A 24,583-nucleotide genomic window follows, 5' to 3' on the forward strand; every position below is an offset into this window, starting at 1 on the left:
CAGGGAAGGAGTCCTCCCGCCGTGCCACTGCGAACCTGGCCCTCACTCGTGATCGCGTGCCTCATCGCCATCGTCGCCGCAGTGGTGGTGACGGCGATCGTGGGGGCGATCCTGCGCGGCGTCGGCCGCCATCGTCAATGGCCCGCTGTGCTGGTGAAGCGCGCGAGGGTGCCGTTCCGGCTGTTCCTGGCGGTGATCGTGCTGTGGATCGCGGTCACGCTGACCATGCCGCCGGACGTGCCGCCGGAGTGGGTGGGCGTCATCCAGCACACCTTCCTGATCCTCGCGATCGCCACCGGCACCTGGTTCCTCGCGGCGCTGGTGGTCTTCGCGGAGGACCTCGGGCTCGCCCGTTACCGGGTCGACGTCCCGGACAACCGGTACGCCCGCCGGGTGCACACGCAGGTGCTCGTGCTGCGGCGGCTGACGGTCGTGGCGGCCGTCGTGATCGGGCTGGCCGCGATCCTGCTGACCTTCCCCGTGCTGCAGGCGGCGGGGGCCAGCCTGCTGGCGTCGGCGGGGATCATCGGTGTGGTCGCCGGTGTCGCCGCGCAGTCGAGTCTGGCCAACCTGTTCGCCGGGATCCAGCTCGCCTTCAGCGACGCCATCCGGATCGACGACGTGGTGGTGGTGGAGCAGCAGTGGGGGACCATCGAGGAGCTCACGCTCACGTACGTGGTGGTGCACATCTGGGACGACCGCCGGCTGGTGCTGCCGTCCACGTACTTCACGACGAAGCCGTTCGAGAACTGGACGCGCCAGCACAGCGAGCTGCTCGGCTCGGTGGAGTTCGACCTGGACTGGCGGGTGTCGCCGTCCGGGATGCGCGCGGAGCTGAACCGCATCCTGGCCGCGACGGACCTGTGGGACGGCCGCACCGGCGTCCTCCAGGTCACCGACGCCACGCAGGGCTGGGTGCGGGTGCGGGTGCTGGTCACCGGCAAGGACGCTCCGACCCTGTTCGACCTGCGCTGCCACGTGCGGGAGCGCCTGATCGACTGGATGCAGCGCTACTCCGACGCCGCGCTGCCCCGCAAGCGCGTGGAGATCGTGGAGACCCCGGAGACGCAGGTGCCGAGCTCCCGCGCCCGCACCGCCCAGGCGGCCGAGGGTCGCCTGTTCGGCGGCACCCCCGAGAAGGAGCAGCGCGCCTCCCAGTTCACCGACGCGATCCCCATCGTCCCCGACCCCACCCGCACCGACGAGCGGAAGGCCGACCCCGCCGACTGACCGGCCCGCCCCCCACCCGCCTACCTCGCCCAGCCCCCGCCAACAGGAGGAATCCCGGCGACACCCCCTCGATCTCCTTCCGAACCCCCATCGGCAGGAGATTCAGATCGTGTCTCCTGTTCACACCCGGCGCCCCCGGCGCCGGGTTGTCCACAGATTCGGCGATCGGGCCCCGTCGCCGCCCTCCGGCGTCCAGGATCGGACCATGACCTGGATGAATCGGCTCAGAGAACTCGGTGGCGCGGCCACCACCCACCAGCTCCGGATGGCGGGCGCGACCCCCGAGGACCTGAAGCGCGCCGTGAGCGGCGGCGCGGTGGATCGCGTGCGCAGGGGCGTCTACGCGTCTCCGCTCCTCGGCGGGGTGGCGTTGGAGGCCGTCCGTGCGGGCGCGCGCCTGTCGTGCGTCTCGGCGTGCGCCAGCTACGGGCTCTGGTCCGGCTCGGATCAGCGGACGCACGTGACGCTGTCGCCGCAGTCGCGCCGTGCGCCGCCCGGCCTCGTCTGCCATTGGCGGCCGGCCGAGGAGCATCCCGAACTCTGGCGGGTGTCGCTCGCCGACTGCATGCGGTCCGTGGCGCGGTGCGCCGACGAGGAGACGGCGGTCGCGGCGTTCGACACGGCGCTCACGGCAGGGCTCGTCAGCCCCTCCGGGCTTCGCCGGATCCTGGAGGACGCGCCGAGGGACGCGCGCGAGCGGGCGGCGCTCGCACGGCCGGGCTCGGACTCCGGGGTCGAGTCGCTCGTGCGGCAGCGGCTGGAGCGCGGCGGGCACAGGGTCGAGCAGCAGGTGTACGTGCGCGGCGTCGGCCGCGTGGACATGCGGATCGACGGCGAGCTGTACCTGGAGGTCGACGGGTACGCCTTCCACAGCGACCCAGGCGCGTTCGAGCGCGACCGGCTGAGGGACTCCACGCTCGCCGAGCTCGGGCACCGCCGGCTCCGGGTGACCGCGCGCCAGGTGGTCGGGGACTGGCCGAGGGTGGAGGCTGCGATCGACCGCATCGTGCTGGGGGTGTAGCCACTCGGTGAACTCACAGGAACGCCGGGACCAACCCGGCGCCCTCCGCTGTTCTCCTTACTGACGGCGTCGCAGCCAGCGCTCGCCGCACACAGGAGGAAACGTGACACAGGACTACCGCAAGAGCCAGGACGCCGTCGCGCGGCTCACCCCCGCGCAGTACGCGGTCACCCAGGAGGCGGCGACAGAGCCCGCCTTCCGCAACGAGTTCTGGAACAATCACGAGGCGGGGCTCTACGTCGACATCGTGTCGGGGGAGCCGCTCTTCGCGTCCGTGAACAAGTACGACAGCCGCTCCGGGTGGCCGAGCTTCACCGTTCCGGTGGAGCCGGGCAACATCGTGGAGAAGACCGACCGCACCTACGGGATGGTCCGCACCGAGGTGCGCTCCGCCCACGGCGACAGCCACCTCGGGCACCTGTTCGACGACGGGCCCGCCGAGGCCGGCGGACTCCGCTACTGCATCAACTCCGCCGCGCTCCGCTTCGTCCCGCTCTCCGAGCTGGACGAGCAGGGCTACGGCGACTACCGCCGCCTTTTCGAGAACGAGAACAACGAGGACAACCACTGATGACGACCGAGAAGGCCATCCTGGCCGGAGGATGTTTCTGGGGCATGCAGGACCTCATCCGCAAGCGCCCCGGCGTCGTGAGCACCCGCGTCGGCTACACCGGCGGCGACGTGCCCAACGCCACCTACCGCAACCACGGCACCCACGCCGAGGCGATCGAGATCGAGTTCGACCCGGAGAAGGTCAGCTACCGCGACCTCCTGGAGTTCTTCTTCCAGATCCATGACCCCTCGACGAAGAACCGCCAGGGCAACGACGTCGGCACCAGCTACCGGTCGGCGATCTACTACGAGGACGCCGAGCAGCGGCGCGTCGCCGAGGACACCATCGCCGATGTGGACGCGTCCGGTCTCTGGCCGGGCAAGGTCGTCACCGAGGTGGAGCCGGCCGGGCCGTTCTGGGAGGCCGAGCCCGAGCACCAGGACTACCTGGAGCGCATCCCGTGGGGCTACACCTGCCACTTCGCCCGCCCGGACTGGAAGCTCCCGCGCCGGGAGGCCGCGGCGAGCTAGTCCCGGCTAGACCCGCTCCAGCAGCACCGCCACTTCCTGGTGGCCGGTCTGCGGGAACATGTCGAGCACGCGGCCGGTGCGGATGCGGTACGACGGCATCCGCGCCAGGTCGTGGGCGAGGCTCGTCGGGTTGCAGCTGGAATACACCACGCTCGGAACACCGGAGCCCTCCAGCCAGCCGGACAGCTCCGCACCGATGCCGCGCCGCGGCGGGTTCACGATGACCAGCTCGGGCGCGGTCTTCGCCGCCAGCGCGAACGCGGTCGCGTCGCCCGCCCGGAACGCCACGAGGGGCAACCCGGCCGCGGAGGCCGTCGCGCGGGCGCTCCGCACGGCCTCCGTGCTGGTCTCCACGCCGACCACGCGACGGCCCGGCGCCGCAACGTTCAGGGCGAAACCGCCGACGCCGCAGTACAGGTCCCACACGCTCGCCGGCGACACCTCGTCCACCCAGGCGGCGACCTGCGCGTACAGCGCCTCCGCGACGGCGGTGTTGGTCTGGAAGAAGCTCTGCGGACGCAGCCGGAGCGGGATGCCGCCCACCCGCATCACGAGCGACGACTCCGCGGTCAGCACGATCTCCCGCTCGCCCTCCACCACCGCCTTGTGCTCCGGCTGGAGGTTCACGGTCACGACCCGCGCGTGCGGCAGCGCGGCCAGCAGCTCGGGCAGCAGCGCGCGGATGCGGCCGACGGACTCCTCGGAGCGGACGACGAACCGCACCATCAGCTCGTCGTCGGGGAGAGGGTCACCAGCACGTACTTGAGCTCGCCGCGGCGGTCGGGCACGCTGTACGGCTCGATCCGGGCGCGGGTCACGAAATCGGCGAGCACGGGCAGCGCAGCCCGGACGCCCGGCGCGCAGATCCCGCACTCGCGGAGGTCGACGCCGCGTCCCGCCTCGTCGAGGATGCCGATGGTCGGCGTGTCGACTGTGCCGGAGACGACCATCTTCGCCTTGTTGCGGTACCCGGACTCGGCGCTCGCGACCGGCGGCAGCCACACGGCGTCGCCGAACGGGGCCAGGAGCTCGCGCGAGTGGCAGTCCTTGCCGGCGAGCTGCTCGGCGTAGGGGACGCCCATCAGCGTGCACGAGCGGCACACGCCGGCGTCGAAGTACGAGCAGTCCATTCCGCGAACGATTGTACGTGGCGACGCCATTCCCATATGGCCGCACGGAAACACAGAAACAACCACAACGATTTCTCTTGCGTCATTTTGTTCCGGCCGGAACGCTGGTCGCGGCCGTCCTCGTGGTCGGCCTGAAGCGGTTCGCGGCACTCCGCACCGCGACCCGCACCGCGGCGGAGGCCGTCGTCACCCTGAAGTCGGACGACCCGGGCGCGGAGGTCGCACTGGACGAGCTCGTCGTGCTCCTGGAGACCGACCTCGACGCCGAGTAGCGGCTGAGCCGGCACCCTCTCCGGCCCGACGCGGCACGCCGCCTCCCCGCCCTAGCGTCGAAGGACACGACCGCTCCGCAGTCGCGTCCGACAGGGACGCAGGGGCGGGAAGGGGAAAAGGATGCGCACGCTCACTCGAGGACGGGCCGCGATCGCGGTGGCTGCCGGGCTGACGGCAGGGGGTCTCGTGCCCGCGTCAGCGACGGAGCCGGTGATCGATCCGCGCGGTTACTGGTCGGAGCAGAAGCTCCGTGCGGCAGCGGCCGACGAGCTCCCGGCCGACGCGGGATCGCCCGCTCCGGCGGGCGAGCGGGCGCTGGTCTGGGGAATCACCACGCCCGTCAACCACACGGTCGGGAGGCTGTTCCTCCGCACGCCGGCCGGTGACACCTCCTGCACCGCGACCGTCGTCAACAGCGCGACGAAGAACCTGCTCATCACCGCCGGGCACTGCGTGCACCCCGGAGGGCCGGGCAACGCGTATTACACGGACTTCCTGTTCGCCCCCGGCTGGAACAACGGGCCGTCGGCGCACGGTTACTGGTCCGGCACCGCGGTGGGCGCCTCCGCCGAGTGGACGCAGAGCAAGAAGTGGGACCACGACTACGCCTTCGTCCGGCTCGCCGCGAGCGGAGGGCAGCAACTCGCGAACCGGGTGGGCGGCAACGCCGTCGTGGCGGGGGCGGGTCACGCTCAGGCGAAGGCGCAGATCTGGGGCTACCCCGTGCTCGCGCCCTACACCGGGCAGACCGCGCAGCGCTGCGATGTCTCCACGACACGCGTGAACAGCTACGCCCCCGACGCCAGGGCCGCGTGCGGCTTCACCCACGGCGCGAGCGGAGGCCCGTGGCTGAAGGACGTGCAGTCGTCGGGGATCGGCTCGGTGTGGGCCGTGACCTCCCGCTGCGAGAGCGCGCCGGGCGGTGGGGGCGCGTGCGCGGGGACGGCGCTGTTCGCGACGCCGTTGCCGCAGGCGGTGTACGCGCTCCGGGATGCGGTCGCCGGCGCCTGAGCACATCGCCGGCACTGAGAACAGCAGAAGGCCCCTCCCGCGGGAGGGGCCTTCTCTGCTGCTTTCGGTGCCCCCAGTAGGATTTGAACCTACGGCCTTCTGCTCCGGAGGCAGACGCTCTATCCCCTGAGCTATGGGGGCCAGGAGTGCCCGTCCAGGCTAGCATCCTTTCGCCCGGCGCCCGTCCAGGCCGGGCCGCGCTCAGCTCGCGGGCAGGTTGCCCAGCACGCTCTGCATCAGCGGAGCGGCGTCGCCCGGCTCGAAGAACGCGGTCGACTCGGCGACCACCCAGTATTTGCCGCGGAAGATCTGCACCTGGCCGGCCGTGCCCGGCTTGAAGTAGCCCTCGACCTGCGGCGGCGTCCCGTAGGTGGGAACCGGCTGGGCCACCGTGATCGCGGTGTTCTTGAGCCCTTCGAGCCGGTCCGCGGGCGGCATCGCCACGGCGATCTGGACCACGTCGCCGCTGGTCTGGTTCTTCCAGGCGCAGGTGACGCCCTTCCAGTCCGCGACCTGCTTCTCCAGTGTCCCGTCGCCCGGGGCGTAGCCGGGGTCGGTCGAGAAGTTGGGGTTGTAGGCGTAGAGCTGGTCGGCCGTGACCACCTGGTCGCAGGTCAGCGTGACCGGCGTCGGCGGCAGGGTCGGGGTCGGCGTCGGTGTGGGCGTCGCGGCGGGGTCGGCGTTGGAGCCGCCCGCGTGCGCCGACGAGGACGCGGTGGCGTTCGGCTTCGCGGCAGGCGTGCAGCCCACGAGCGCGACGGCGGCGGCGGCGATCGCGAGGGCGGCGAGGGTCCGTGCTGTGTGCTGCTGCATGCGGTTGTGCGTCTTCCGTGTCGTCCCGGTGCGTGTCGCATCGCACCCTATCAAGAGCGGGAACGGGTTGCCTTGGAAGCGCCATTAGACTGGTTCTTCATGACTCCCGCTGACCTCTCCGCCGCCCTGCTCGCCATCGTGACGACCGTGGTGAGCCGACGACGCGAGGCCGACGAGAGCATCCCCGAGCTCACCATCACAGCGGAGGACATCCCGCTGGAGCGCCCGAAGAACCGCGAGCACGGCGACTGGTCGTCCAACGTCGCGATGCGGCTCGCCAAGCGGCTCGGCGCCAACCCGCGCGAGCTCGCGGGCGAGATCGCCGAGGGCGCCGCCGGCATCGAAGGCGTCTCCTCGGCCGAGGTCGCCGGCCCGGGCTTCATCAACTTCCGCCTGGAGGCCGCGGCCGCGGGCAAGCTCGCGCAGACCATCCTGGAGGCCGGCGAGGCGTACGGCCGCGGCGACCTCTACGACGGCCTCCTGGTGAACCTGGAGTTCGTCTCCGCGAACCCGACCGGCCCGATCCACCTGGGCGGCGCGCGCTGGGCGGCCGTCGGCGACAGCCTCGCCCGCATCCTGCAGGCCGAGGGCGCCGACGTGACGCGCGAGTACTACTTCAACGACCACGGCTCGCAGATCGACCGCTTCGCGCGCAGCCTGCTCGCCGCCTACCTCGGCGAGGCCACGCCGGAGGACGGCTACGGCGGCGCCTACATCGGCGAGATCGCGGCCGAGGTCGCGACCCGTGCCGCCGCCGACCCGGAGGTCGGCGACCTGGCCGCCCTGCCCCGCGAGCAGCAGCAGGAGGTCTTCCGCAGCCTCGGCACCGAGCTGATGTTCCAGGAGATCAAAGACCGGCTGCACGCGTTCGGCGTCGACTTCGACGTGTACTTCCACGAGGACTCGCTGCACGAGTCGGGCGCCGTCGAGCGTGCGATCGAGCGCCTGGACGAGCTCGGCCACATCTTCGAGGCGGACGGCGCGATCTGGCTGCGCACCACGACCTTCGGCGACGACCGCGACCGCGTCATCGTGCGCTCGAACGGCGAGCCCGCCTACATCTCCGGCGACCTCGGCTACTACCTCGACAAGCGCGAGCGCGGCTTCGAGCAGAACATCATCATGCTGGGCGCCGACCACCACGGCTACATCGGCCGGCTGATGGCGATGGTGGAGGCCTTCGGCGACGAGCCGCACGTCAACCTCCAGATCCTGATCGGCCAGATGGTCAACCTGGTCAAGGACGGCGAGCCGGTCAAGATGTCCAAGCGGGCGGGCACCATCGTCACGCTCGACGACCTGGTCGACGTCGTCGGCGTGGACGCCGCGCGCTACTCGCTGGTGCGCTCGTCCACCGACTCGCAGCTCGACATCGACCTCGACCTGCTGACCAAGCGCAGCAACGAGAACCCCGTCTACTACGTGCAGTACGCGCACGCCCGCACCGCCTCGGTGGCGGCGAACGCAGCAAAGACGGGCGTGGACCGCAGCGTCTTCAAGCCGGAGCTGCTCACCCACGAGACCGAGAGCGCCCTGCTCGGCGGCCTCCAGGAGTTCCCGCGCGTCGTCGCCCAGGCGGCGGAGCTGCGCGAGCCGCACCGCGTCGCGCGCTACGTCGAGGAGCTCGCCGGGCTGTACCACGCCTGGTACGCCGTGCGCGACGGCTCGACCCGCGTGCTCCCGCACGGCGACGAGCCGGTCACCGACGCGCACCGCACCCGCCTGTGGCTGAACGACGCGACCGGCCAGGTCGTCCGCAACGGCCTGGCGCTGGTGGGGGTGTCCGCTCCGGAGCGGATGTGACGGCATGAGCGATCAGCGCGATCAGTCCACCGAGGTCCTGTCGGGCGCGCAGCCGCCGGCGGGAGGTCCGGCCGCGCCCGAGCGCCGGGGCCGTCCGCGCTGGTTGAAGACCCTGCTGTGGATCGTGATCCCGGTCGTGGTCGTCGTCCTCCTGCTGGTGGTCGCCGACGCGGTGACACGCGCGGTCGCGGAGCAGCGGGTCGCGGCCGAGATCGAGAAGAACCTCCCGTCCTCGGTGAAGGCCGACGTCACCGTGCACATCGGCGGCTTCTCCGTGCTCGCGCAGTTCCTGGAGGGCAGCTTCTCGGACGTGGACCTGGCGGCGCCGCACGCGACCGTCAACGGCGCCCCGCTGAGCGCAGCCATCCACGCCACCGGGGTGCCGGCCGACCTGAGCAAGCCGATCCAGTCGGCCACGGGCACGCTGACCATCTCGCAGGACTCGCTCAACAAGCTCGTCACCATCCCCGGCGCGAAGGGTGACATCACGCTCGGCGACGGCGTTCTCGGCTACGACGGGAGCATCGACCTGCTCGGCCTCCCGGTCGACTACACGGTGAGCGCCACCGCCAAGGCGAACGGGACCACTGTCCTGCTCACCCCGGGCAAGGCCAGCGTCTCCGCCGGGTCGGGCAACGTGAGCATCACCAAGCTGATCCAGGCGCTGACGGCCAGCGGCCCGTTCCCGCTGTGCGCCGCGCAGTACCTCCCGGACGGCGTGCAGGTGAGCGACATCCACGTGACGCCCAATCGGGCGACGGTCACGCTGACCGCCTCGAACTTCGTGATGGACGAGAAGTTCCTGCACAGCAAGGGCAGCTGCTCCTAGCCGCGTAACACGGCGAAGCGGCCTGCGCCGCGTCGATAGACTGCTTTCAGCTTCTCCACCGGCTTCAGGGGCCAATCCGGGTCCGCTCGCCAGAGAGAACCCCACTCGTGATTCCCGTACTCGTGAGGTTGTCCCCATGGCATCGAATCCGCTCGCCCCTCCGTGGCTGAGGGAGCCGGCCGACGCGAACGCGCTGGTACCCGGTCTCTGGTCGCGCACCGTCCACCGCGAGGAGGGCGCGATCGTCGTCGGCGGCGTCCCCGTCGCCGACCTCGCCGAGCGCTTCGGCACGCCGCTCTACGTCGTCGACGAGGCCGAGGCTCGTGAGCGCGCCGTCGAGGTCCGCTCTGCGTTGCAGCGCGCGTTCGCCGAGGTCGACTCCGCCGCCCGGGTCTACTACGCGGGCAAGGCGTTCCTCTCCATCGAGGTCGCGCGCTGGATGACGGAGGCCGGGCTCAACATCGACGTCTGCTCGGGAGGCGAGCTGGCGGTCGCCCTCGCCGCGGGCGTCCCGGCCGAGCGGCTGGGATTCCACGGCAACAACAAGTCGCTCGCCGAGATCGACCGCGCCGTGGCGGAGGGCGTCGGCGCGATCATCATCGACAGCCTCCAGGAGATCGAGCGCGTCGCGGAGGCCGCGGAACGGCACGGCGTCGTCCAGCGCGTCCGGCTGCGGGTGAACAGCGGGGTGCACGCGCACACGCACGCCTTCCTGGCCACCGCGCACGAGGACCAGAAGTTCGGCATCGCCCTGGCCGACGCCGCGGACGCCGTCGCGCGCATCCGCTCGCACGCCGGGCTGGCCTTCCTCGGCCTGCACTGCCACATCGGCTCGCAGATCTTCGGGGCCGATGGCTTCGCGGAGTCCGCAGCCCGCCTGCTCGGCGTTCACAAGGAGCTGCTCGCCGGCGGCGACGTTCCCGAGCTGAACCTCGGCGGGGGCTTCGGGATCGCGTACACCGCGGTGGACGACCCGGCGCCGATCGACACCCTCGCCCGCAGCATCGCGGAGACTGTGGCCGCCGGATGCGAGGAGCTGGGCATCCCGATCCCCGCCGTCGCGTTCGAGCCCGGCCGTTCGATCATCGGGACCGCAGGCCTCACGCTCTACACGGTCGGCACCACGAAGAACGTCACCGTCGCGGCCCAGGACGACGGCGAGACCGCCGTCCGCCGCTACGTGAGCGTGGACGGCGGGATGAGCGACAACGCCCGCCCCGCGCTCTACGGCGCCGACTACTCGGCCAGGATCGCCGGCCGCGAGTCCTCCGCCGCGCCCGCGCTCGTACGCGTGGCCGGCAAGCACTGCGAGAGCGGCGACATCGTGGTGGACGCCGAGTACCTGCCGGGCGACGTCGCCCCCGGCGACCTCCTCGCCGTGCCCGCGACGGGCGCCTACTGCTGGTCGCTGGCCAGCAACTACAACTACCTCGGCCGCCCGGCCGTCGTCGCCGTGAAGGACGGCGCGGCCCGCGTCATCGTGCGCGGCGAGACCGAGGCGGACCTGCTGGCACGCGACGCCGCGTACGAAGACGGGAGCACCCGCCGATGATCGAATACCGCAACCTCCGGGTCGCGCTGCTGGGCGCCGGCTCCGTCGGCTCCCAGGTGGCGCGGCTGCTGCTGGAGCAGGGCGACGAGTTCGCCTCGCGCGTCGGCGCACGGCTGGAGCTCGTCGGCATCGCCGTGCGCGACGTGGACGCGCCGCGCGACGTCGACCTCCCGAAGGAGCTGTTCACCACCGACGCCACCTCGCTCATCCTCGGCGCGGACATCGTCGTGGAGCTGATGGGCGGCGTCGAGCCGGCGCGCGGCTACGTGCTCGAGGCGCTGAACTCCGGCGCCGACGTCATCACGGCCAACAAGGCCCTGCTCGCCACCCACGGCCCCGAGCTGTTCGAGGCCGCGGAGCAGGTCGGCGCCCAGCTCTACTACGAGGCGGCCGTCGCGGGCGCCATCCCGATCATCCGGCCGCTGCGCGACAGCCTCGCCGGCGACACCGTGTCGCGCATCCTCGGCATCGTCAACGGCACCACCAACTTCATCCTCGACCGGATGGACGCGACGGGGAGACCCTCGCCGACGCGCTCGCCACCGCCACCGAGCGCGGCTACGCGGAGGCCGACCCGACCGCGGACATCGGCGGCTACGACGCCGCGCAGAAGGCCGCGATCCTCGCCAGCCTCGCGTTCCACACCACCGTGCCGCTGGAGCAGGTCTACCGCGAGGGCATCACCGCGGTCACCCGGGAGCAGGTCGAGGCGGCCCGGGCGGGCGGCTGGGTGATCAAGCTGCTGGCGATCTGCGAGCGGCTGGTCGACCCGGAGACCGGCGAGGAGGGCGTGTCCGCACGCGTCTACCCGGCCCTGATCAGCCGCGAGCACCCGCTCGCCGCCGTGCGCGGCGCGCACAACGCGGTCTTCGTCCAGGCCGAGGCCGCGGGCGACCTCATGTTCTACGGCGCGGGCGCCGGCGGCGTGGAGACGGCCTCCGCCGTGCTCGGCGACGTGGTGTCCGCCGCCCGCCGGCACGTCGTCGGCGGCCCCGGCGTCGCCGAGTCGACGCACGCGGGCCTGCCGGTGCTCGACGTCGGCCGCGTCGTGACCCGCTACCAGATCACCCTGTCGGTGGAGGACCAGCCGGGCGTGCTCGCGACGGTCGCCCGCATCCTGAGCGACGGCGGCGTGAGCGTGGAGACGGTGCAGCAGTCCGTGCCGAGCACTACCAGCTCCGTCGTAATACCCGGTAACGCTCCGATTCACGGCGCGGGCGCACCCACCGCTACCCTGGTGATCGGCACCCACGAAGCCGAGGAGGCCGCGTTGGCGGCCACCGTGGAGGCGCTCGCCGCGAGCGACGTGGTGACCGCCGTCTCTTCCGTTCTCCGAGTCGAAGGATCGTAATGCCCCAGTCGTCGAATGGGCCGAAGTCGTACAGCCGGCAGTGGCGCGGCGTGCTCCGCGAGTACGCGGACCGCCTGAACATCTCCGAGGCGACTCCGATCGTGACGCTCGGCGAGGGCGGCACGCCGCTGCTCCCCGCCCCGGCGCTCTCCGCACGCACGGGTGCGAATGTCTTCGTGAAGTTCGAGGGCATGAACCCGACCGGCTCCTTCAAGGACCGCGGCATGACGATGGCCATCTCCAAGGCCGTCGAGCACGGCGCCAAGGCCGTCATCTGCGCCTCCACCGGCAACACCTCCGCCTCGGCCGCGGCGTACGCGACGCACGCCGGCATCCAGGCCGTCGTGCTGGTGCCCGAGGGCAAGATCGCGATGGGCAAGCTCAGCCAGGCGATCGCGCACAACGCGCAGCTGCTCCAGGTGCAGGGCAACTTCGACGACTGTCTCGACATCGCCCGCGACCTGGCCACCAACTACCCGGTGCACCTGGTCAACTCGGTGAACCCCGACCGCATCGAGGGCCAGAAGACCGCCGCGTTCGAGGTCGTCGAGGTCCTGGGCGACGCCCCGGACTTCCACATCGTCCCGGTCGGCAACGCCGGCAACTACACCGCCTACCACCGCGGCTACACCGAGGAGCTGCAGCGCGGCGAAGCCACCAAGCTGCCGCGCATGTTCGGCTTCCAGGCCGCGGGCAGCGCCCCGATCGTGCTCGGCCACGCCGTCAAGGAGCCCGACACCATCGCCACCGCCATCCGCATCGGCAACCCGGCGTCGTGGGAGCTCGCGCTCAACGCGCGCGACGACAGCGAGGGCTACTTCGGCGCGATCGACGACGCCGGCATCCTGGAGGCGCACCGCATCCTCTCGGCCGAGGTCGGCATCTTCGTGGAGCCCGCGAGCGCGATCAGCGTCGCCGGCCTCCTGGAGCGCTCGGCCGCCGGCGTCATCCCGGCCGGCGCGACCGTCGTGCTGACCGTCACCGGCCACGGCCTGAAGGACCCGCAGTGGGCCCTCCGCACGGCCGACGGCTCGGACGTGCAGCCCACGATCGTGCCTGTCGACACGAACGCCATCGCCGACGTGCTCGGCCTGGTCCCGTCCGCCGGGGCGTCCGCATGACCCTGCGCGCCGCCGACCTGAGCGGGCGGACGGTCGCAGTCAAGGTCCCGGCGACGAGCGCCAACCTCGGTCCCGGTTTCGACACGCTCGGGCTCGCGCTCGCCCTCTACGACGAGCTGCGCGTCAGCGTGCGGGACGAGCCCGGCGCGACCGTGGAGGTCGTCGGCGTGGGAGCGGGGGAGGTCCCGACCGACGAGAGCAACCTGGTCGTGCGTGCGATCGCCCACACCTTCGAGTCGGTCGGCGTCGCGCTGCCCGGGCTGAACCTCCTCGCGCGCAACAGCATCCCGCACGGCCGCGGCCTCGGCTCGTCCGGAGCGGCGATCGTCTCCGGCATCATGGCCGCCAAGGGCTTGCTGGAGGGCGTGGTCGAGTTCGACGCCCAGGCGCTGCTCGCGCTCGCGAACGACATGGAGGGCCACCCCGACAACGTCGCGCCCGCGCTCTTCGGCGGCCTCACGATCGCCTGGGTCACCCCGGACGGTCCGCGCTTCAAGAAGCTGATCGTGCACCGCGGCGTCTCGCCGCTGGTGCTCGTCCCGGAGCACGTCATGTCGACGGCGCTCGCCCGCAGCCTCCAGCCGCAGTCGGTGCCCCACGAGGACGCCGTCTTCAACGTCTCGCGCTCGGCCCTGCTGGTCGCCGCGCTCATCCAGAGCCCCGAGCTGCTGCACGCCGCGACCGAGGACAAGCTCCACCAGAGCTACCGCGCCTCGGCGATGCCGGAGACCGACCGGCTGATCACGCTGCTGCGGTCCAAGGGCTTCGCGGCCGTGGTCTCGGGCGCGGGACCGTCCATCCTGGTGCTCTGCAGCGACCCGAGCCAGCGGCTCGCCGCGGCGGAGCTCGTCGCCCGCGAGGCGCAGACGGCCTGGCAGCCGCTGATGCTCGCGGTCGATTTCAAGGGGGCGACGGTCACCGCGGTGGCCGCCGAGGACGCGGACACACCGGCGGCGTAGCGTCAGAAGCGCCTGTCGCGAGGTGGTAAACTACCGAGTGCACCCGTGAAGAACCCGCGTCACGAGCGAATCCAGCTTCCGGGTGATCTCTTAGCAATCATGCCGTCACTCCTGCCTGCGCTTTTCGGTTCTCCGGAGCATCCGGAGATCCAGAGCGCACCGTAGCGCGGATCCGAACGCAGCACGGTAAGGCAGGCTCACGTGACGAGTGCTCCACAGCGGCGCGCAGAGTGCGCGCCGGGGGAAAGGAATCCTCTTCAGTGACTGATGTCGAACTCCACGCCGGGGGCGTGGACACCAGCGACCTGACCTCGCTCAAGGTGGCGGAGCTTCAGGCTCTCGCCGCCGAGCTCGGCCTCCAGGGCGCGACCCGGCTCCGCAAGGGCGAGCTGGTCGAGGCGATCGCGGCGGCTCGCGCCGCGGCCGCCGGAACCGAGGCGCCCGCCGAGCCGGAAGCGGCTGAGCCCGTCTCCATCGAGACGGCCGCGGCCGAGACCGAGCAGCAGGCGGACCACGCGACCGCGGCCTCCCAGGTGCTCATCGAGCCGCTCATCGCCGAGCCTGTGGCCGACGAGCCCTTCGCGGGCGACGCCCTCCTCGCCGAGGTCGTCGCCGAGCCGCGTCGCCGCGGCTCGCGCCGGGTCTCCAGCCCGGACGGCACGGGCATCGCCCCGTCGACCAGCGTCGGCGCCGGCACCCACGTCAACACCGGCGAGACCGGTGTCGGGTCGCTCATCCCGGATGTCGACGCTCTGCTCGACTCCGCGCTCGCTTCCCGCGAGCAGGCGCAGCGCGACGGCCAGGGCGGCGGACGCCGTCGCCGTGGCCGCGGCCAGAACGGCCAGGGCCAGCAGAACGGCCAGGGCCAGGAGGCCGACGAGCAGTCGCCCGAGACGACGACGCAGACCGAGCAGGCCCGTGGCGACCAGAACCGTGGCGACCAGAACCGTGGCGACCAGGGCGGCGAGCAGCAGGACGCCGCCGAGCAGGGCGGCGAGCAGCAGCCCTCCGGCCGCAGCCGCCGCAACCGCAACCGCAACAAGGGCAACGCCCAGAACGGCGACCAGGGTCAGCAGGGCGCTCAGCAGAATCAGCAGGGCGGCCAGCAGGGTCAGCAGAACCAGCCGAAGGACCTCCAGGGCGACGGCCAGCAGCGCGGCCAGCAGAACCGCGGCCCGCAGGAGCAGCAGCAGGCCGAGGGCGACCGCGCCTCCCGCTACCGCGACCGCAACCGCAAGCGCCGCGGCGGCGTGGGCGGCGACGAGCTCGAGCCCGAGATCGCCGACGACGACGTGCTGATCCCCGTCGCGGGCATCCTCGACGTGCTGGACAACTACGCGTTCGTCCGCACCACGGGCTACCTCCCCGGCGCCAGCGACGTCTACGTCTCGCTCGGCCAGGTCAAGAAGTACAACCTCCGCAAGGGCGACGCCGTGGTCGGCGCCATCCGCCAGCCGCGCGACGGCGAGAACAACAGCCGCCAGAAGTACAACGCGCTGGTGAAGGTCGACTCGATCAACGGCCAGACCGTCGAGGAGGCCGCGACCCGCGTCGAGTTCGGCAAGCTCACCCCGCTGTACCCGCAGGAGCGCCTGCGCCTGGAGACCGAGCCCGGCAAGGTCACCCAGCGGATCATCGACCTGGTCGCCCCGATCGGCAAGGGCCAGCGCGGCCTCATTGTCGCGCCCCCGAAGGCCGGCAAGACCATCGTGATGCAGCAGATCGCCAACGCGATCACCACCAACAACCCCGAGGTGCACCTCATGGTCGTGCTGGTGGACGAGCGTCCCGAAGAGGTTACCGACATGCAGCGCACGGTGAAGGGCGAGGTCATCGCCTCCACCTTCGACCGTCCCGCCGAGGACCACACCACCGTCGCGGAGCTCGCGATCGAGCGCGCCAAGCGCCTGGTCGAGCTCGGCCACGACGTGGTCGTGCTGCTCGACTCGATCACCCGCCTCGGCCGCGCGTACAACCTCACGGCCCCGGCCTCCGGTCGCATCCTGTCGGGCGGTGTCGACGCCTCCGCGCTGTACCCGCCGAAGCGCTTCTTCGGCGCCGCGCGCAACATCGAGCACGGCGGCTCGCTGACCATCCTCGCCTCGGCGCTGGTCGAGACCGGCTCCAAGATGGACGAGGTGATCTTCGAGGAGTTCAAGGGCACCGGCAACATGGAGCTCCGCCTGTCCCGCCAGCTCGCGGACAAGCGCATCTTCCCGGCCGTCGACGTCAACGCCTCCGGCACCCGCCGCGAGGAGATGCTGATGGGCCAGGACGAGGTCAAGATAACCTGGAAGCTGCGTCGCGCCCTCGCCGGCGTCGACCAGCAGCAGGCCCTGGAGATCGTGCTCGGCCGCCTCAAGGAGACCTCGAGCAACGTCGAGTTCCTCATGCAGGTGCAGAAGTCGATGCCCGCGCCGACCAACGGCCACGGCAACGCGCACTCGCACGGCCACGAGAACGACCACCGCTAGCTGACGAAGTGCCCGTCCGCCGCGCCACTGTGCGCGGCGGGCGGGCGCTTTCTCATTTCCAGCCGCGCCCCCAGAAAGAAGTCACGCATGTTCGAGTCGGTCACCGGCCTCATCGCCGAGCACGACGACCTCCAGCAGCAGCTCTCCGACCCCGAGCTGCACAGCGACCCTGTGCGCTCCAAGAAGGTGAACCGCCGCTACGCGGAGCTGTCGCGCATCGTCGCCTCGTACAACCAGTGGAAGCAGCTCTCCGACGACCTGGAGGCCGCGCGCGAGCTGGCCGCGGAGGACGAGGCGTTCGCGGAGGAGATCCCGGGCCTGGAGCAGAGCCTGGAGGAGTCGGGCGAGAAGCTGCGCCGCCTGCTGATCCCGCGGGACCCCAACGACAGCCGCGACGTCATCATGGAGATCAAGATGGGGGAGGGCGGGGCCGAGTCCGCGCTGTTCGCCGGCGACCTCCTGCGCATGTACCTGCACTACGCGGACTCGAAGCGCTGGAAGGCCGAGATCATCGAGCAGACCTCCAGCGACCTCGGCGGCATCAAGGACGTCCAGGTCGCGTTCAAGGGCTCGTCGAGCGATCCGGCGGAGGGCGTATGGGCGCACCTCAAGTACGAGGGCGGCGTGCACCGCGTGCAGCGCGTGCCGGCGACCGAGTCGCAGGGCCGCATCCACACCTCCGCCGCCGGCGTGCTGGTCTTCCCGGAGGTGGACGAGCCCGAGGAGGTCGACATCAACCAGAACGACCTCAAGATCGACGTCTTCCGCTCGTCCGGCCCCGGCGGCCAGTCGGTCAACACGACGGACTCGGCGGTGCGCATCACCCACGTGCCGACCGGCATCGTGGTGTCGATGCAGAACGAGAAGAGCCAGCTGCAGAACCGGGAGGCCGCGATGCGCGTGCTCCGGGCGCGGCTCCTCGCCAAGCAGCAGGAGGAGGCGGACGCCGAGGCGGCCGAGTTCCGCAAGGGCCAGATCCGCACGATGGACCGCTCCGAGCGCATCCGCACCTACAACTTCCCGGAGAACCGGATCGCCGACCACCGCACCGGCTACAAGGCGTACAACCTCGACTCGGTCATGAACGGCGCCCTCGACCCCGTCATCGAGTCCAACATCCTCGCCGATGAAGAATCCCGCCTAGCCGACCTCGCCTCCGACTGACGCCGCCTCCATCGATTCCTGAGTTGTGTACGCGACACGCCGATGCTGGGCGTGCATAACTCCGGAAGAGATGGCTGGGGTCAGATGTAGAGGGCGGGGTCCAGCCACTCGTCGCCGGCGATCTGCTCGTGGCCGGAGCGCGGGCGGGCGCGCGCGGGCACGCCCGTCAGCACCGAGTCCGGGGGTGCGTCGTGCACGACCACGGCGTTCGCGCCGATGACGGTCCGCGTGCCGATCTCGATCGCGCCGAGCACCTTGGCGCCGGCGCCGACCGTCACGTGGTCGTGGATGGTCGGGTGGCGTTTGCCGTGGCCGCTGCCGCGTCCGCCGAGGGTCACGCCGTGGTACAGCATCACGTCGTCGCCGATCCAGGTGGTCTCTCCGATGACGACGCCCATCCCGTGGTCGATGAAGAAGCGGCGGCCGATGCGGGCGCCGGGGTGGATCTCGATGCCGGTCAGGAAGCGCGTGAACTGGGAGAGCATCCGTGCGGGCATCCGGAAGCCGGCCCGCCAGAGCCGGTGGGCGACGCGGTACGACCAGACGGCGTGGAGGCCGGAGTAGACCAGCGCCACCTCGGCGCCCCCGCGCGCGGCGGGGTCGTGGGTGCGCGCGTTGCGGATGTCCTCGCGCGCCCGGAACAGGGCCACGCCGTCAGTCCAGCAGGTCGGCCCACAGGGCCGTCGAGATGTACCGCTCACCCGTGTCGCAGACGATCGCGACGATGGTCTTGCCCGCGTTCTCCGGTCGCTTGGCGACCTCCAAGGCGGCCCAGACGATCGCACCGGACGAGATGCCCGCGAGGATGCCCTCCTCGGACGCCAGCCGCTTGGCCACGGCGATCGAGTCATCGAACGAGACGTCGATGACCTCGTCGTACACGGACGTGTCCAGGATCTCCGGGACGAAGTTCGCTCCCATGCCCTGGATCTTGTGCGGGCCGGGCTTGCCACCGTTCAGGATCGGGGAGTCCGCCGGCTCGACCGCGATCACCTGCACACCCGGCTTGCGCTCCTTCAGCACCTGCCCGACACCGGTGATGGTGCCCCCGGTGCCGACGCCCGCGACGAAGATGTCCACGCCGCCGTCCGTGTCCGCCCAGATCTCCTCAGCCGTGGTGGCGCGGTGGATGGCCGGGTTGGCCTCGTTGGCGAACTGGCGCGCCCAGATCGCGTTGTCACTCTCGGCGACGATCTGCTTCGCCGCCTCCACCGCTCCGCGCATCCCGTCGGGGCCGGGGGTGAGGACGATCTCAGCGCCGAACGCGCGCAGCAGCACGCGGCGTTCCTTCGACATGGTCTCCGGCATGGTCAGGATCACCTTGTAGCCGCGGGCCGCGCCGACCATCGCCAGGGCGATGCCGGTGTTGCCGCTGGTGCCCTCCACGATCGTGCCGCCCGGGCGCAGTTCCCCGGACTTCTCGGCGGCGTCGATGATCGCGACCCCGATCCGGTCCTTCACGCTCCCGGCCGGGTTGAAGAACTCGAGCTTCGCCAGCACGGTCGCACCGGTGTCGGCGGCGAGCCTGTTCAGCTTGACGAGGGGAGTGCGTCCGACGGTTTCAGTGATGTTCTCGTAGACCTGTGCTGGCATGGCCTCCACTCTATTCCGCCCCGGGGCCCGATGGCGGCCTGTGACGGTAAGCTCGTCGGGCCATGTCTGACGCCGCGCCCTCCACCGTCCGCTCCCTCCGCGACGAGACGGTCGCCGTCCTCGCCCAGGCGGGGGTGCCCGACCCCGAGGTGGACACCGACCTCCTCGTCGCATTCGTGCTCGGCGTGGGGCGCGGCCGGGTGCAGGCGCTGGTGGTCATGGATGCCGCGATCGACGCGGACGACGCCCGCCGGGTCCGCGAGCTCGCCGCCCGCCGGGCCACCCGCGAGCCGCTGCAGCACATCACCGGCGTCGCGCCGTTCCGCTCCCTGGAGCTCGCGGTCGGCCCCGGCGTGTTCGTGCCGCGGCCGGAGACCGAGCAGGTGGTCCAGTTCGCGATCGACGCCCTCCGGGCGGTACCGTCCGCTGAGCCGGTCGGCGTCGACCTCGGGACGGGCAGCGGCGCGATCGCCCTCGCGATGGCGACGGAGGTCCCGCACGCCCGCGTCTACGCGGTGGAGAAGTCCCCGGAGGCCTTCGCCTGGACGCGCCGCAACGTCGAGTCGGTCGGCGCGGCCAACCTCCAGGCCGTGCTCGGCGACCTCGCCGACGCCCTCCCCGAGCTGGACGGCGCCGTGGACGTCGTCATCTCCAACCCGCCGTACGTGCCGGACGACGCGATCCCGCGCGACCCGGAGGTGCGGCTCTTCGACCCGTCCGCTGCGCTCTACGGAGGCGCGGACGGGCTGGACGTCGTGCGCGTCATCTCCGGCGTCGCGCGGCGGCTGCTCCGCCCGGGCGGGACGCTGGTGCTGGAGCACGGCGAGCTGCAGGGTGCGCAGATCCGCGAGCTGCTGACCGCCGACGGCTGGCGCGCCGCGGCGACGCACCGCGACCTCACCACCCGCGACCGGGCGACGACCGCGCTCAAGTAAGCCCCGCCGATTCGTGCCGAATGTGCTGTTTCGCGCGGCGAATCGCGACATTCGGCACGAATGTCAGCGGCGCTCGGCGCGCTCCCTCGCTCGCTCGGTGGCCTCGCGCTCGCGCTTGCGGGCCTCGCGGAGGGCTTTCTCGGCTTCGCGGCGGGCTTTCGTCGCCTCGCGGACGGCCTTGTCGCGCGGCACCGGCTCGGGGCGCGGCTCGGACGCCACGACGGGCCGGCCGGCGGCGCGGGCGGTGACGTAGCGCTCGATCCCGTCCAGGATGCGCTCCAGCCCGAACGCGAAGTCGTCCTGCTCGTCCTCGGCGTCGGAGTACCCTCCGGAGGCGACCAGGGGAGCGAGGTCGGGGAACCGCTCCGGCGTGACGAGTTCCGCGAGCGCGGCCGTGAACGCCTCCCCGCTCTGCGGCGGCGTCGTGCCCTTCTCGCGTGCCTGGCGCACGTCGCGCTCCACGACCCCGACCGCGCGCGCGTACGACGACAGCACCAGCGCCGTCGACATCTTCTCGGCGTCGGTCAGCGGCAGGTCGCGCATCTCGCGCAGCCCCCAGTCGAGCACGGCGAGGTTGTTCGGCATCAGCGGGATGCCGGAGATCGGGATGTCGGGGAACCACGGGTGCGCCTGGATGACCTCGATGGTGGCCATCGACCAGCGCCGCAGCCCGGCGCGCCAGTCCGCCCCGCGGTCGTCCTCGGCGGGGATCGGGATTTCGCACACCGCGTCCTGCATGAGCGCGAGAACGTCGTCCTTGCTCGTCACATAGCGGTACAGGGACATCGTGGTGAAGCCGAGCTCCGCCGCGATCCGGCTCATCGAGACAGCGGACAGGCCCTCCTGGTCGGCGACGCCGATCGCAGTGTCGACGATGCGCTCGATGCTCAGCTCGCGCTTGGGTCCGCGCTGCGGGCGCTCGGCGACGCCCCAGCTCAGCGCGACGGCGCGCGGGAGCGCCTCCTCGACTTCGTCCGCCATTGAGCACGCCTTCCCGGTTCAGTGTTGACACCCATCCTAGAACTGTGTATCACTTAAACAAAATGGTATGCGCCATAAACAGTTTGCAACGTACACAGAACTCGAAAGGAATCGGATCATGACAGCACCAGCGATCGAGGTCGCCGGACTGCGCAAGTCCTTCGGCGCGCAGACCGTCCTCGACGGGGTCGACCTGCGCGTCGAGCGCGGCAGCGTGTTCGCCCTGCTCGGCCCGAACGGGGCGGGCAAGACGACGTTCATCAACATCCTCAGCACCCTGGTCGCGCCCGACGGCGGGAGCGCGGTGATCTGCGGCCACGACGTCGTCGCCGACCCGGAGGGCGTGAAGGAGTCCATCAGCCTCACCGGCCAGTCCGCGGCGGTGGACGAAGTCCTCACGGCGGAGGAGAACCTCCGGATGATGGCGCGGCTCTCCGGCTTCGGCCGGGCGGAGGCCGCGCAGCGCGCCGCCGAGCTGATCGACGGCTTCGACCTCCGGGACGCCGCGCGCAAGCGCGTGAAGACCTACTCCGGCGGCATGCGACGCCGGCTCGACCTGGCGCTCAGCCTCGTCGCGACGCCGCCGGTCATCGTCCTCGACGAGCCGACCACCGGGCTCGACACCCGCAGCCGGCAGGCGCTCTGGGCGATCATCCGGGACCTCGCGGCGGGCGGCGTCACCATCCTCCTCACGACCCAGTACCTGGAGGAGGCCGACCAGCTGGCCGACCGGATCGCCGTCCTCGACCACGGCACGATCGTCGCCGAGGGCACGGCCGTCGAGCTCAAGGCGCGCGTCGGCGGGGAGGTCGTGGAGCTGCGCGACGCCGCCGACGAGATCGTCCGCGAACTGCCCACCGACGGCACCGTCGACGGCCTCCGGGACGCGATCGACGTGCTCGACCGCCTCGGCGTCGCCGGCGCATCCATCTCGATCCGCAAGCCCAGCCTGGACGACGCGTTCCTCGCGCTCACCGGCAACCGCACCGAACTCCAGAAGGAGGCCGTCCGATGACCGCTCTCGCCGCTCCCGCTCTGCCGGGCGCCGCCCCTCGCGCCGCGTCGGCCGGGCCACCGCCACCGCGGTGTTCATCGGCCGCAGCGTGCGGCACTCCCTCCGCAACGTCGAGGCGCTGACGATGGCGATCGTCCTCCCGGTGATGCTGATGCTGCTCTTCACCTTCGTCTTCGGCGGCGCGCTCGACAAGGAGGGCGGGTACGTCGACTACGTCGTGCCCGGCATCATCCTGCTCTGCGCCGGGTTCGGGGCCTCCAGCACCGCGGTCGACGTCGCCGAGGACCTGAGCAACGGCATCGTCGACCGGTTCCGCACCATGCCGCTTCAGGCCGGCGGCGTGGTCACCGGGCACGTCGTCGCCAGCCTGCTGCGCAACCTGCTCGCGACCGGCGTCGTGATCGGCGTCGCTCTCGCGGTCGGCTTCCGCCCGACCGCGAATCCGCTCGAATGGCTCGGCGCGCTCGGGATGGTCGCGCTCTTCATCCTCGCCATCACGTGGCTGTACGCGGCGATCGGCCTCGCGGCGGCCAACCCGACTGCTGCCAGCGGCTACGGCTTCGCGCTGCTGTTCCTGCCGTACCTGTCGAGCGCGTTCGTGCCCACCGACACGATGCCGGCCTGGCTGCAGTGGATCGCGCAGAACCAGCCGATCACGCCGATCATCGAGACCATCCGCGCGTTCCTGTTCGGGCGGGACCTGGGAAGCGAGCTCTGGTGGGCGCTCGGGTGGTGCTCGGTGATCATCGCCGGGGCGTACGTCTGGGCGGTGTGGCTGTTCCGCCGCAAGGCCGGGAGGCGCTGAAGGTGTCGCTCACCGCGCCGCGAACGCGCGGATCGCGGTGAGCATCCCGTCCGTGTCGAACGTCCCGTCGTCGGCGCGCGTGAAGTGGTGGGCGTGCATCCCCGCCTCACGCGCGCCCTCGACGTTCGCGAGCGAGTCGTCGAACAGGATGGCGTCCTCCGGCCGCACCCCGAACCGGCCGAGCGCCCTGGTGTAGATGCGCCGCTCGGGCTTGCGGGCTCCTAGCACCGCGGAGACCAGGTCGTTGCTGCCGAGGATGTCGGCCACCTCCGGCATCAGGACGGGAAGCGAGTCCTTGAACGGGATCGGGTTGTTCGACAGCAGCGAGACCGTGCCGAGCGACGCGGCGACACGGAGGGCCGCCACCGACCCGTCGATCCGGGTCATCGCGGCCTTCCTGGCCTCCTGCCACTGCTCCAGTGTGAGGTGCGCTCCCGTCACCTCCGCGAACGCCGCGAGGTACTCCTCGCTCGTCGCGTACTCGCCGATCTCGGCGGCGCGCTCGTGGCCGCCGGCCCACCAGCTCGACGCGAGCCGGTACTGGCTCACGCCGCTCAGCTCGGCGAGGCGTGGGAGCCGTTTGTGGAAGTCGTAGTCGTACAGGGTCTTGTCGCAGTCGAAGAAGTAGACGTCCATCGCCACCAGTATCGTCCCGCGCGGGGCACTGTCGCAGGGAACCTTGCAGTGGCTCAACTATCATGGGTGCCGTCATGGCTCCCATCTACGACTGCTCCGTCGACTCCGAACTGCTCACCGGCATGCGCCTCGCCCGAGGCGCCATCGGCCGCGGCGAGCTCGTCGTGATCCCCACCGACACCGTCTACGGCGTGGCCGCCGACGCGTTCAGCCCGGCCGCGGTGCAGCGGCTGCTCGACGCGAAAGGGCGCGGCCGGCAGTCGCCGCCGCCGGTGCTCGTGCCCGGCATCCCCACGCTCGCCGCGCTGGCGGAGCACGTCCCCGCCGAGGTCGACGCGCTCGTGCAGGAGTTCTGGCCGGGCGGCCTCACCATCGTCCTGCCCGCCACGCCCTCCCTGGTCTGGGATCTCGGCGAGACCAAGGGCACCGTCGCGCTGCGCATGCCGCAGGACCGGATCGCCCTGGAGATCCTGTCCGAGACCGGTCCGCTGGCCGTCTCGTCCGCCAACCTCACCGGCCGGCCGGCCGCACGCACCGCCGCGGAGGCGGAGGCCATGCTCGGCGAGTCCGTGTCCGTCTACCTCGACGGGGGAGTGGCGGGGACCGCGTACGAGCGCGTCGAGGGCAAGGACTCCTCCTCCACCATCGTCGACGCGACCGCTCTCGCCGCCGGCGCGGGCAAGCTGCGCATCCTCCGGCACGGCGTCATCACGGCCGAGCAGCTCCGCGCGGTCGTGGGCGACGCGCTCGCAGACGAGGCCGACGAGGCCGAGGCGGTCGCCGACACCGCCGCGGACACCTGAG

The 24,583-nt window shown here is 71.5% G+C and carries 22 protein-coding genes, 1 tRNA gene and 2 pseudogenes; 18 read left to right on the top strand and 7 right to left on the bottom strand.

Going from position 1 to position 24,583, the window contains the following annotated elements; genetic code table 11:
* Positions 1-21: 21 nt before the first annotated feature.
* From ACQ86L_RS20120 to msrA, 4 genes are all read left to right on the top strand, one after another.
* Positions 22-1,230, top strand: a complete 1,209-nt coding sequence (locus ACQ86L_RS20120) for a mechanosensitive ion channel family protein (protein WP_434316968.1) — start codon at positions 22-24, stop codon at positions 1,228-1,230.
* Between the two features lie 205 nt (positions 1,231-1,435).
* Positions 1,436-2,251 (top strand): hypothetical protein, encoded by an 816-nt coding sequence (locus ACQ86L_RS20125; RefSeq protein WP_434316969.1) that lies wholly within the window; start codon positions 1,436-1,438, stop codon positions 2,249-2,251.
* Positions 2,252-2,354: 103 nt separating this feature from the next.
* Positions 2,355-2,822, top strand: a complete 468-nt coding sequence (msrB, locus tag ACQ86L_RS20130; protein ID WP_434316970.1) for a peptide-methionine (R)-S-oxide reductase MsrB — start codon at positions 2,355-2,357, stop codon at positions 2,820-2,822.
* Positions 2,822-3,334, top strand: coding sequence for a peptide-methionine (S)-S-oxide reductase MsrA (msrA, locus tag ACQ86L_RS20135; RefSeq protein ID WP_434316971.1), 513 nt, complete (start codon positions 2,822-2,824; stop codon positions 3,332-3,334). The genes msrB and msrA overlap by 1 nt, the downstream gene beginning before the upstream one ends.
* A 6-nt stretch (positions 3,335-3,340) precedes the next feature.
* Here msrA and rlmC read toward each other — a convergent pair.
* Positions 3,341-4,464: pseudogene (gene rlmC / locus ACQ86L_RS20140) on the bottom strand (23S rRNA (uracil(747)-C(5))-methyltransferase RlmC).
* Between the two features lie 77 nt (positions 4,465-4,541).
* Here rlmC and ACQ86L_RS20145 point away from each other — a divergent pair.
* Complete coding sequence (locus tag ACQ86L_RS20145) at positions 4,542-4,736, top strand: hypothetical protein (RefSeq protein ID WP_434316972.1); 195 nt, start codon at positions 4,542-4,544, stop codon at positions 4,734-4,736.
* A gap of 121 nt (positions 4,737-4,857) precedes the next feature.
* Positions 4,858-5,748, top strand: a complete 891-nt coding sequence (locus ACQ86L_RS20150) for a trypsin-like serine peptidase (RefSeq protein ID WP_434316973.1) — start codon at positions 4,858-4,860, stop codon at positions 5,746-5,748.
* Positions 5,749-5,816: 68 nt separating this feature from the next.
* Here the strand turns inward: ACQ86L_RS20150 and ACQ86L_RS20155 are convergent.
* Both ACQ86L_RS20155 and ACQ86L_RS20160 read right to left on the bottom strand, forming a co-directional pair.
* Positions 5,817-5,889 (bottom strand) — tRNA-Arg (locus tag ACQ86L_RS20155).
* 60 nt (positions 5,890-5,949) lie between these two features.
* Positions 5,950-6,561 carry an iron ABC transporter ATP-binding protein gene (locus ACQ86L_RS20160; RefSeq protein WP_434316974.1) on the bottom strand — a complete coding sequence of 204 codons (612 nt, stop codon included), beginning with the start codon at positions 6,559-6,561 and terminating at the stop codon, positions 5,950-5,952.
* Positions 6,562-6,660: 99 nt separating this feature from the next.
* Between ACQ86L_RS20160 and argS the strand changes: the two genes are divergently transcribed.
* From argS to prfA, 8 genes and pseudogenes are all read left to right on the top strand, one after another.
* A complete protein-coding gene (gene argS / locus ACQ86L_RS20165) occupies positions 6,661-8,364 on the top strand; it encodes an arginine--tRNA ligase (protein ID WP_434316975.1) in 1,704 nt (567 codons plus the stop codon).
* A 4-nt stretch (positions 8,365-8,368) separates the two neighbouring features.
* Complete coding sequence (locus ACQ86L_RS20170) at positions 8,369-9,193, top strand: LmeA family phospholipid-binding protein (RefSeq protein ID WP_434316976.1); 825 nt, start codon at positions 8,369-8,371, stop codon at positions 9,191-9,193.
* 136 nt (positions 9,194-9,329) lie between these two features.
* A complete protein-coding gene (gene lysA / locus ACQ86L_RS20175) occupies positions 9,330-10,745 on the top strand; it encodes a diaminopimelate decarboxylase (protein WP_434316977.1) in 1,416 nt (471 codons plus the stop codon).
* Positions 10,742-12,096: pseudogene (locus ACQ86L_RS20180) on the top strand (homoserine dehydrogenase). The gene lysA and the pseudogene ACQ86L_RS20180 overlap by 4 nt, the downstream one beginning before the upstream one ends.
* A complete protein-coding gene (gene thrC, locus ACQ86L_RS20185) occupies positions 12,096-13,217 on the top strand; it encodes a threonine synthase (protein ID WP_434316978.1) in 1,122 nt (373 codons plus the stop codon). Before ACQ86L_RS20180 ends, thrC begins: the two are co-directional and overlap by 1 nt.
* A complete protein-coding gene (gene thrB / locus ACQ86L_RS20190; protein WP_434316979.1) occupies positions 13,214-14,176 on the top strand; it encodes a homoserine kinase in 963 nt (320 codons plus the stop codon). Before thrC ends, thrB begins: the two co-directional genes overlap by 4 nt.
* Before the next feature lie 260 nt (positions 14,177-14,436).
* On the top strand, positions 14,437-16,650 hold the full coding sequence (gene rho, locus ACQ86L_RS20195) for a transcription termination factor Rho (protein ID WP_434316980.1): 2,214 nt from the start codon (positions 14,437-14,439) through the stop codon (positions 16,648-16,650).
* An 87-nt stretch (positions 16,651-16,737) separates the two neighbouring features.
* The gene (gene prfA, locus ACQ86L_RS20200) at positions 16,738-17,814 is read left to right on the top strand and encodes a peptide chain release factor 1 (RefSeq protein WP_434316981.1); all 1,077 of its coding nucleotides are present in this window, start codon (positions 16,738-16,740) and stop codon (positions 17,812-17,814) included.
* An 80-nt stretch (positions 17,815-17,894) separates the two neighbouring features.
* Here the strand turns inward: prfA and epsC are convergent, their stop codons facing one another.
* Together epsC and cysK are read right to left on the bottom strand one after the other, a co-directional pair.
* A complete protein-coding gene (epsC, locus tag ACQ86L_RS20205; protein WP_434316982.1) occupies positions 17,895-18,464 on the bottom strand; it encodes a serine O-acetyltransferase EpsC in 570 nt (189 codons plus the stop codon).
* 4 nt (positions 18,465-18,468) lie between these two features.
* Positions 18,469-19,407, bottom strand: coding sequence for a cysteine synthase A (gene cysK / locus ACQ86L_RS20210; protein ID WP_434316983.1), 939 nt, complete (start codon positions 19,405-19,407; stop codon positions 18,469-18,471).
* A gap of 62 nt (positions 19,408-19,469) precedes the next feature.
* Between cysK and prmC the strand changes: the two genes are divergently transcribed.
* Positions 19,470-20,342, top strand: coding sequence for a peptide chain release factor N(5)-glutamine methyltransferase (gene prmC, locus ACQ86L_RS20215; RefSeq protein ID WP_434316984.1), 873 nt, complete (start codon positions 19,470-19,472; stop codon positions 20,340-20,342).
* A 63-nt stretch (positions 20,343-20,405) separates the two neighbouring features.
* Here prmC and ACQ86L_RS20220 read toward each other — a convergent pair whose 3' ends face one another.
* On the bottom strand, positions 20,406-21,323 hold the full coding sequence (locus ACQ86L_RS20220; protein ID WP_434316985.1) for a TetR/AcrR family transcriptional regulator: 918 nt from the start codon (positions 21,321-21,323) through the stop codon (positions 20,406-20,408).
* A 118-nt stretch (positions 21,324-21,441) separates the two neighbouring features.
* Between ACQ86L_RS20220 and ACQ86L_RS20225 the strand changes: the two genes are divergently transcribed.
* Positions 21,442-22,338: an ATP-binding cassette domain-containing protein gene (locus ACQ86L_RS20225; protein ID WP_434316986.1), complete on the top strand. Its 897-nt coding sequence runs from the start codon at positions 21,442-21,444 to the stop codon at positions 22,336-22,338.
* Between the two features lie 70 nt (positions 22,339-22,408).
* The gene (locus tag ACQ86L_RS20230; RefSeq protein ID WP_434316987.1) at positions 22,409-23,143 is read left to right on the top strand and encodes an ABC transporter permease; all 735 of its coding nucleotides are present in this window, start codon (positions 22,409-22,411) and stop codon (positions 23,141-23,143) included.
* A gap of 9 nt (positions 23,144-23,152) precedes the next feature.
* Here ACQ86L_RS20230 and ACQ86L_RS20235 read toward each other — a convergent pair whose 3' ends face one another.
* Positions 23,153-23,779 carry an HAD family hydrolase gene (locus ACQ86L_RS20235; protein ID WP_434318934.1) on the bottom strand — a complete coding sequence of 209 codons (627 nt, stop codon included), beginning with the start codon at positions 23,777-23,779 and terminating at the stop codon, positions 23,153-23,155.
* A 74-nt stretch (positions 23,780-23,853) separates the two neighbouring features.
* Between ACQ86L_RS20235 and ACQ86L_RS20240 the strand changes: the two genes are divergently transcribed.
* Positions 23,854-24,582 (top strand): L-threonylcarbamoyladenylate synthase, encoded by a 729-nt coding sequence (locus ACQ86L_RS20240; protein ID WP_434316988.1) that lies wholly within the window; start codon positions 23,854-23,856, stop codon positions 24,580-24,582.
* Position 24,583 lies beyond the last annotated feature (1 nt).

Source organism: Leifsonia sp. P73, assembly GCF_051059105.1.
Taxonomy (GTDB): domain Bacteria; phylum Actinomycetota; class Actinomycetes; order Actinomycetales; family Microbacteriaceae; genus Leifsonia.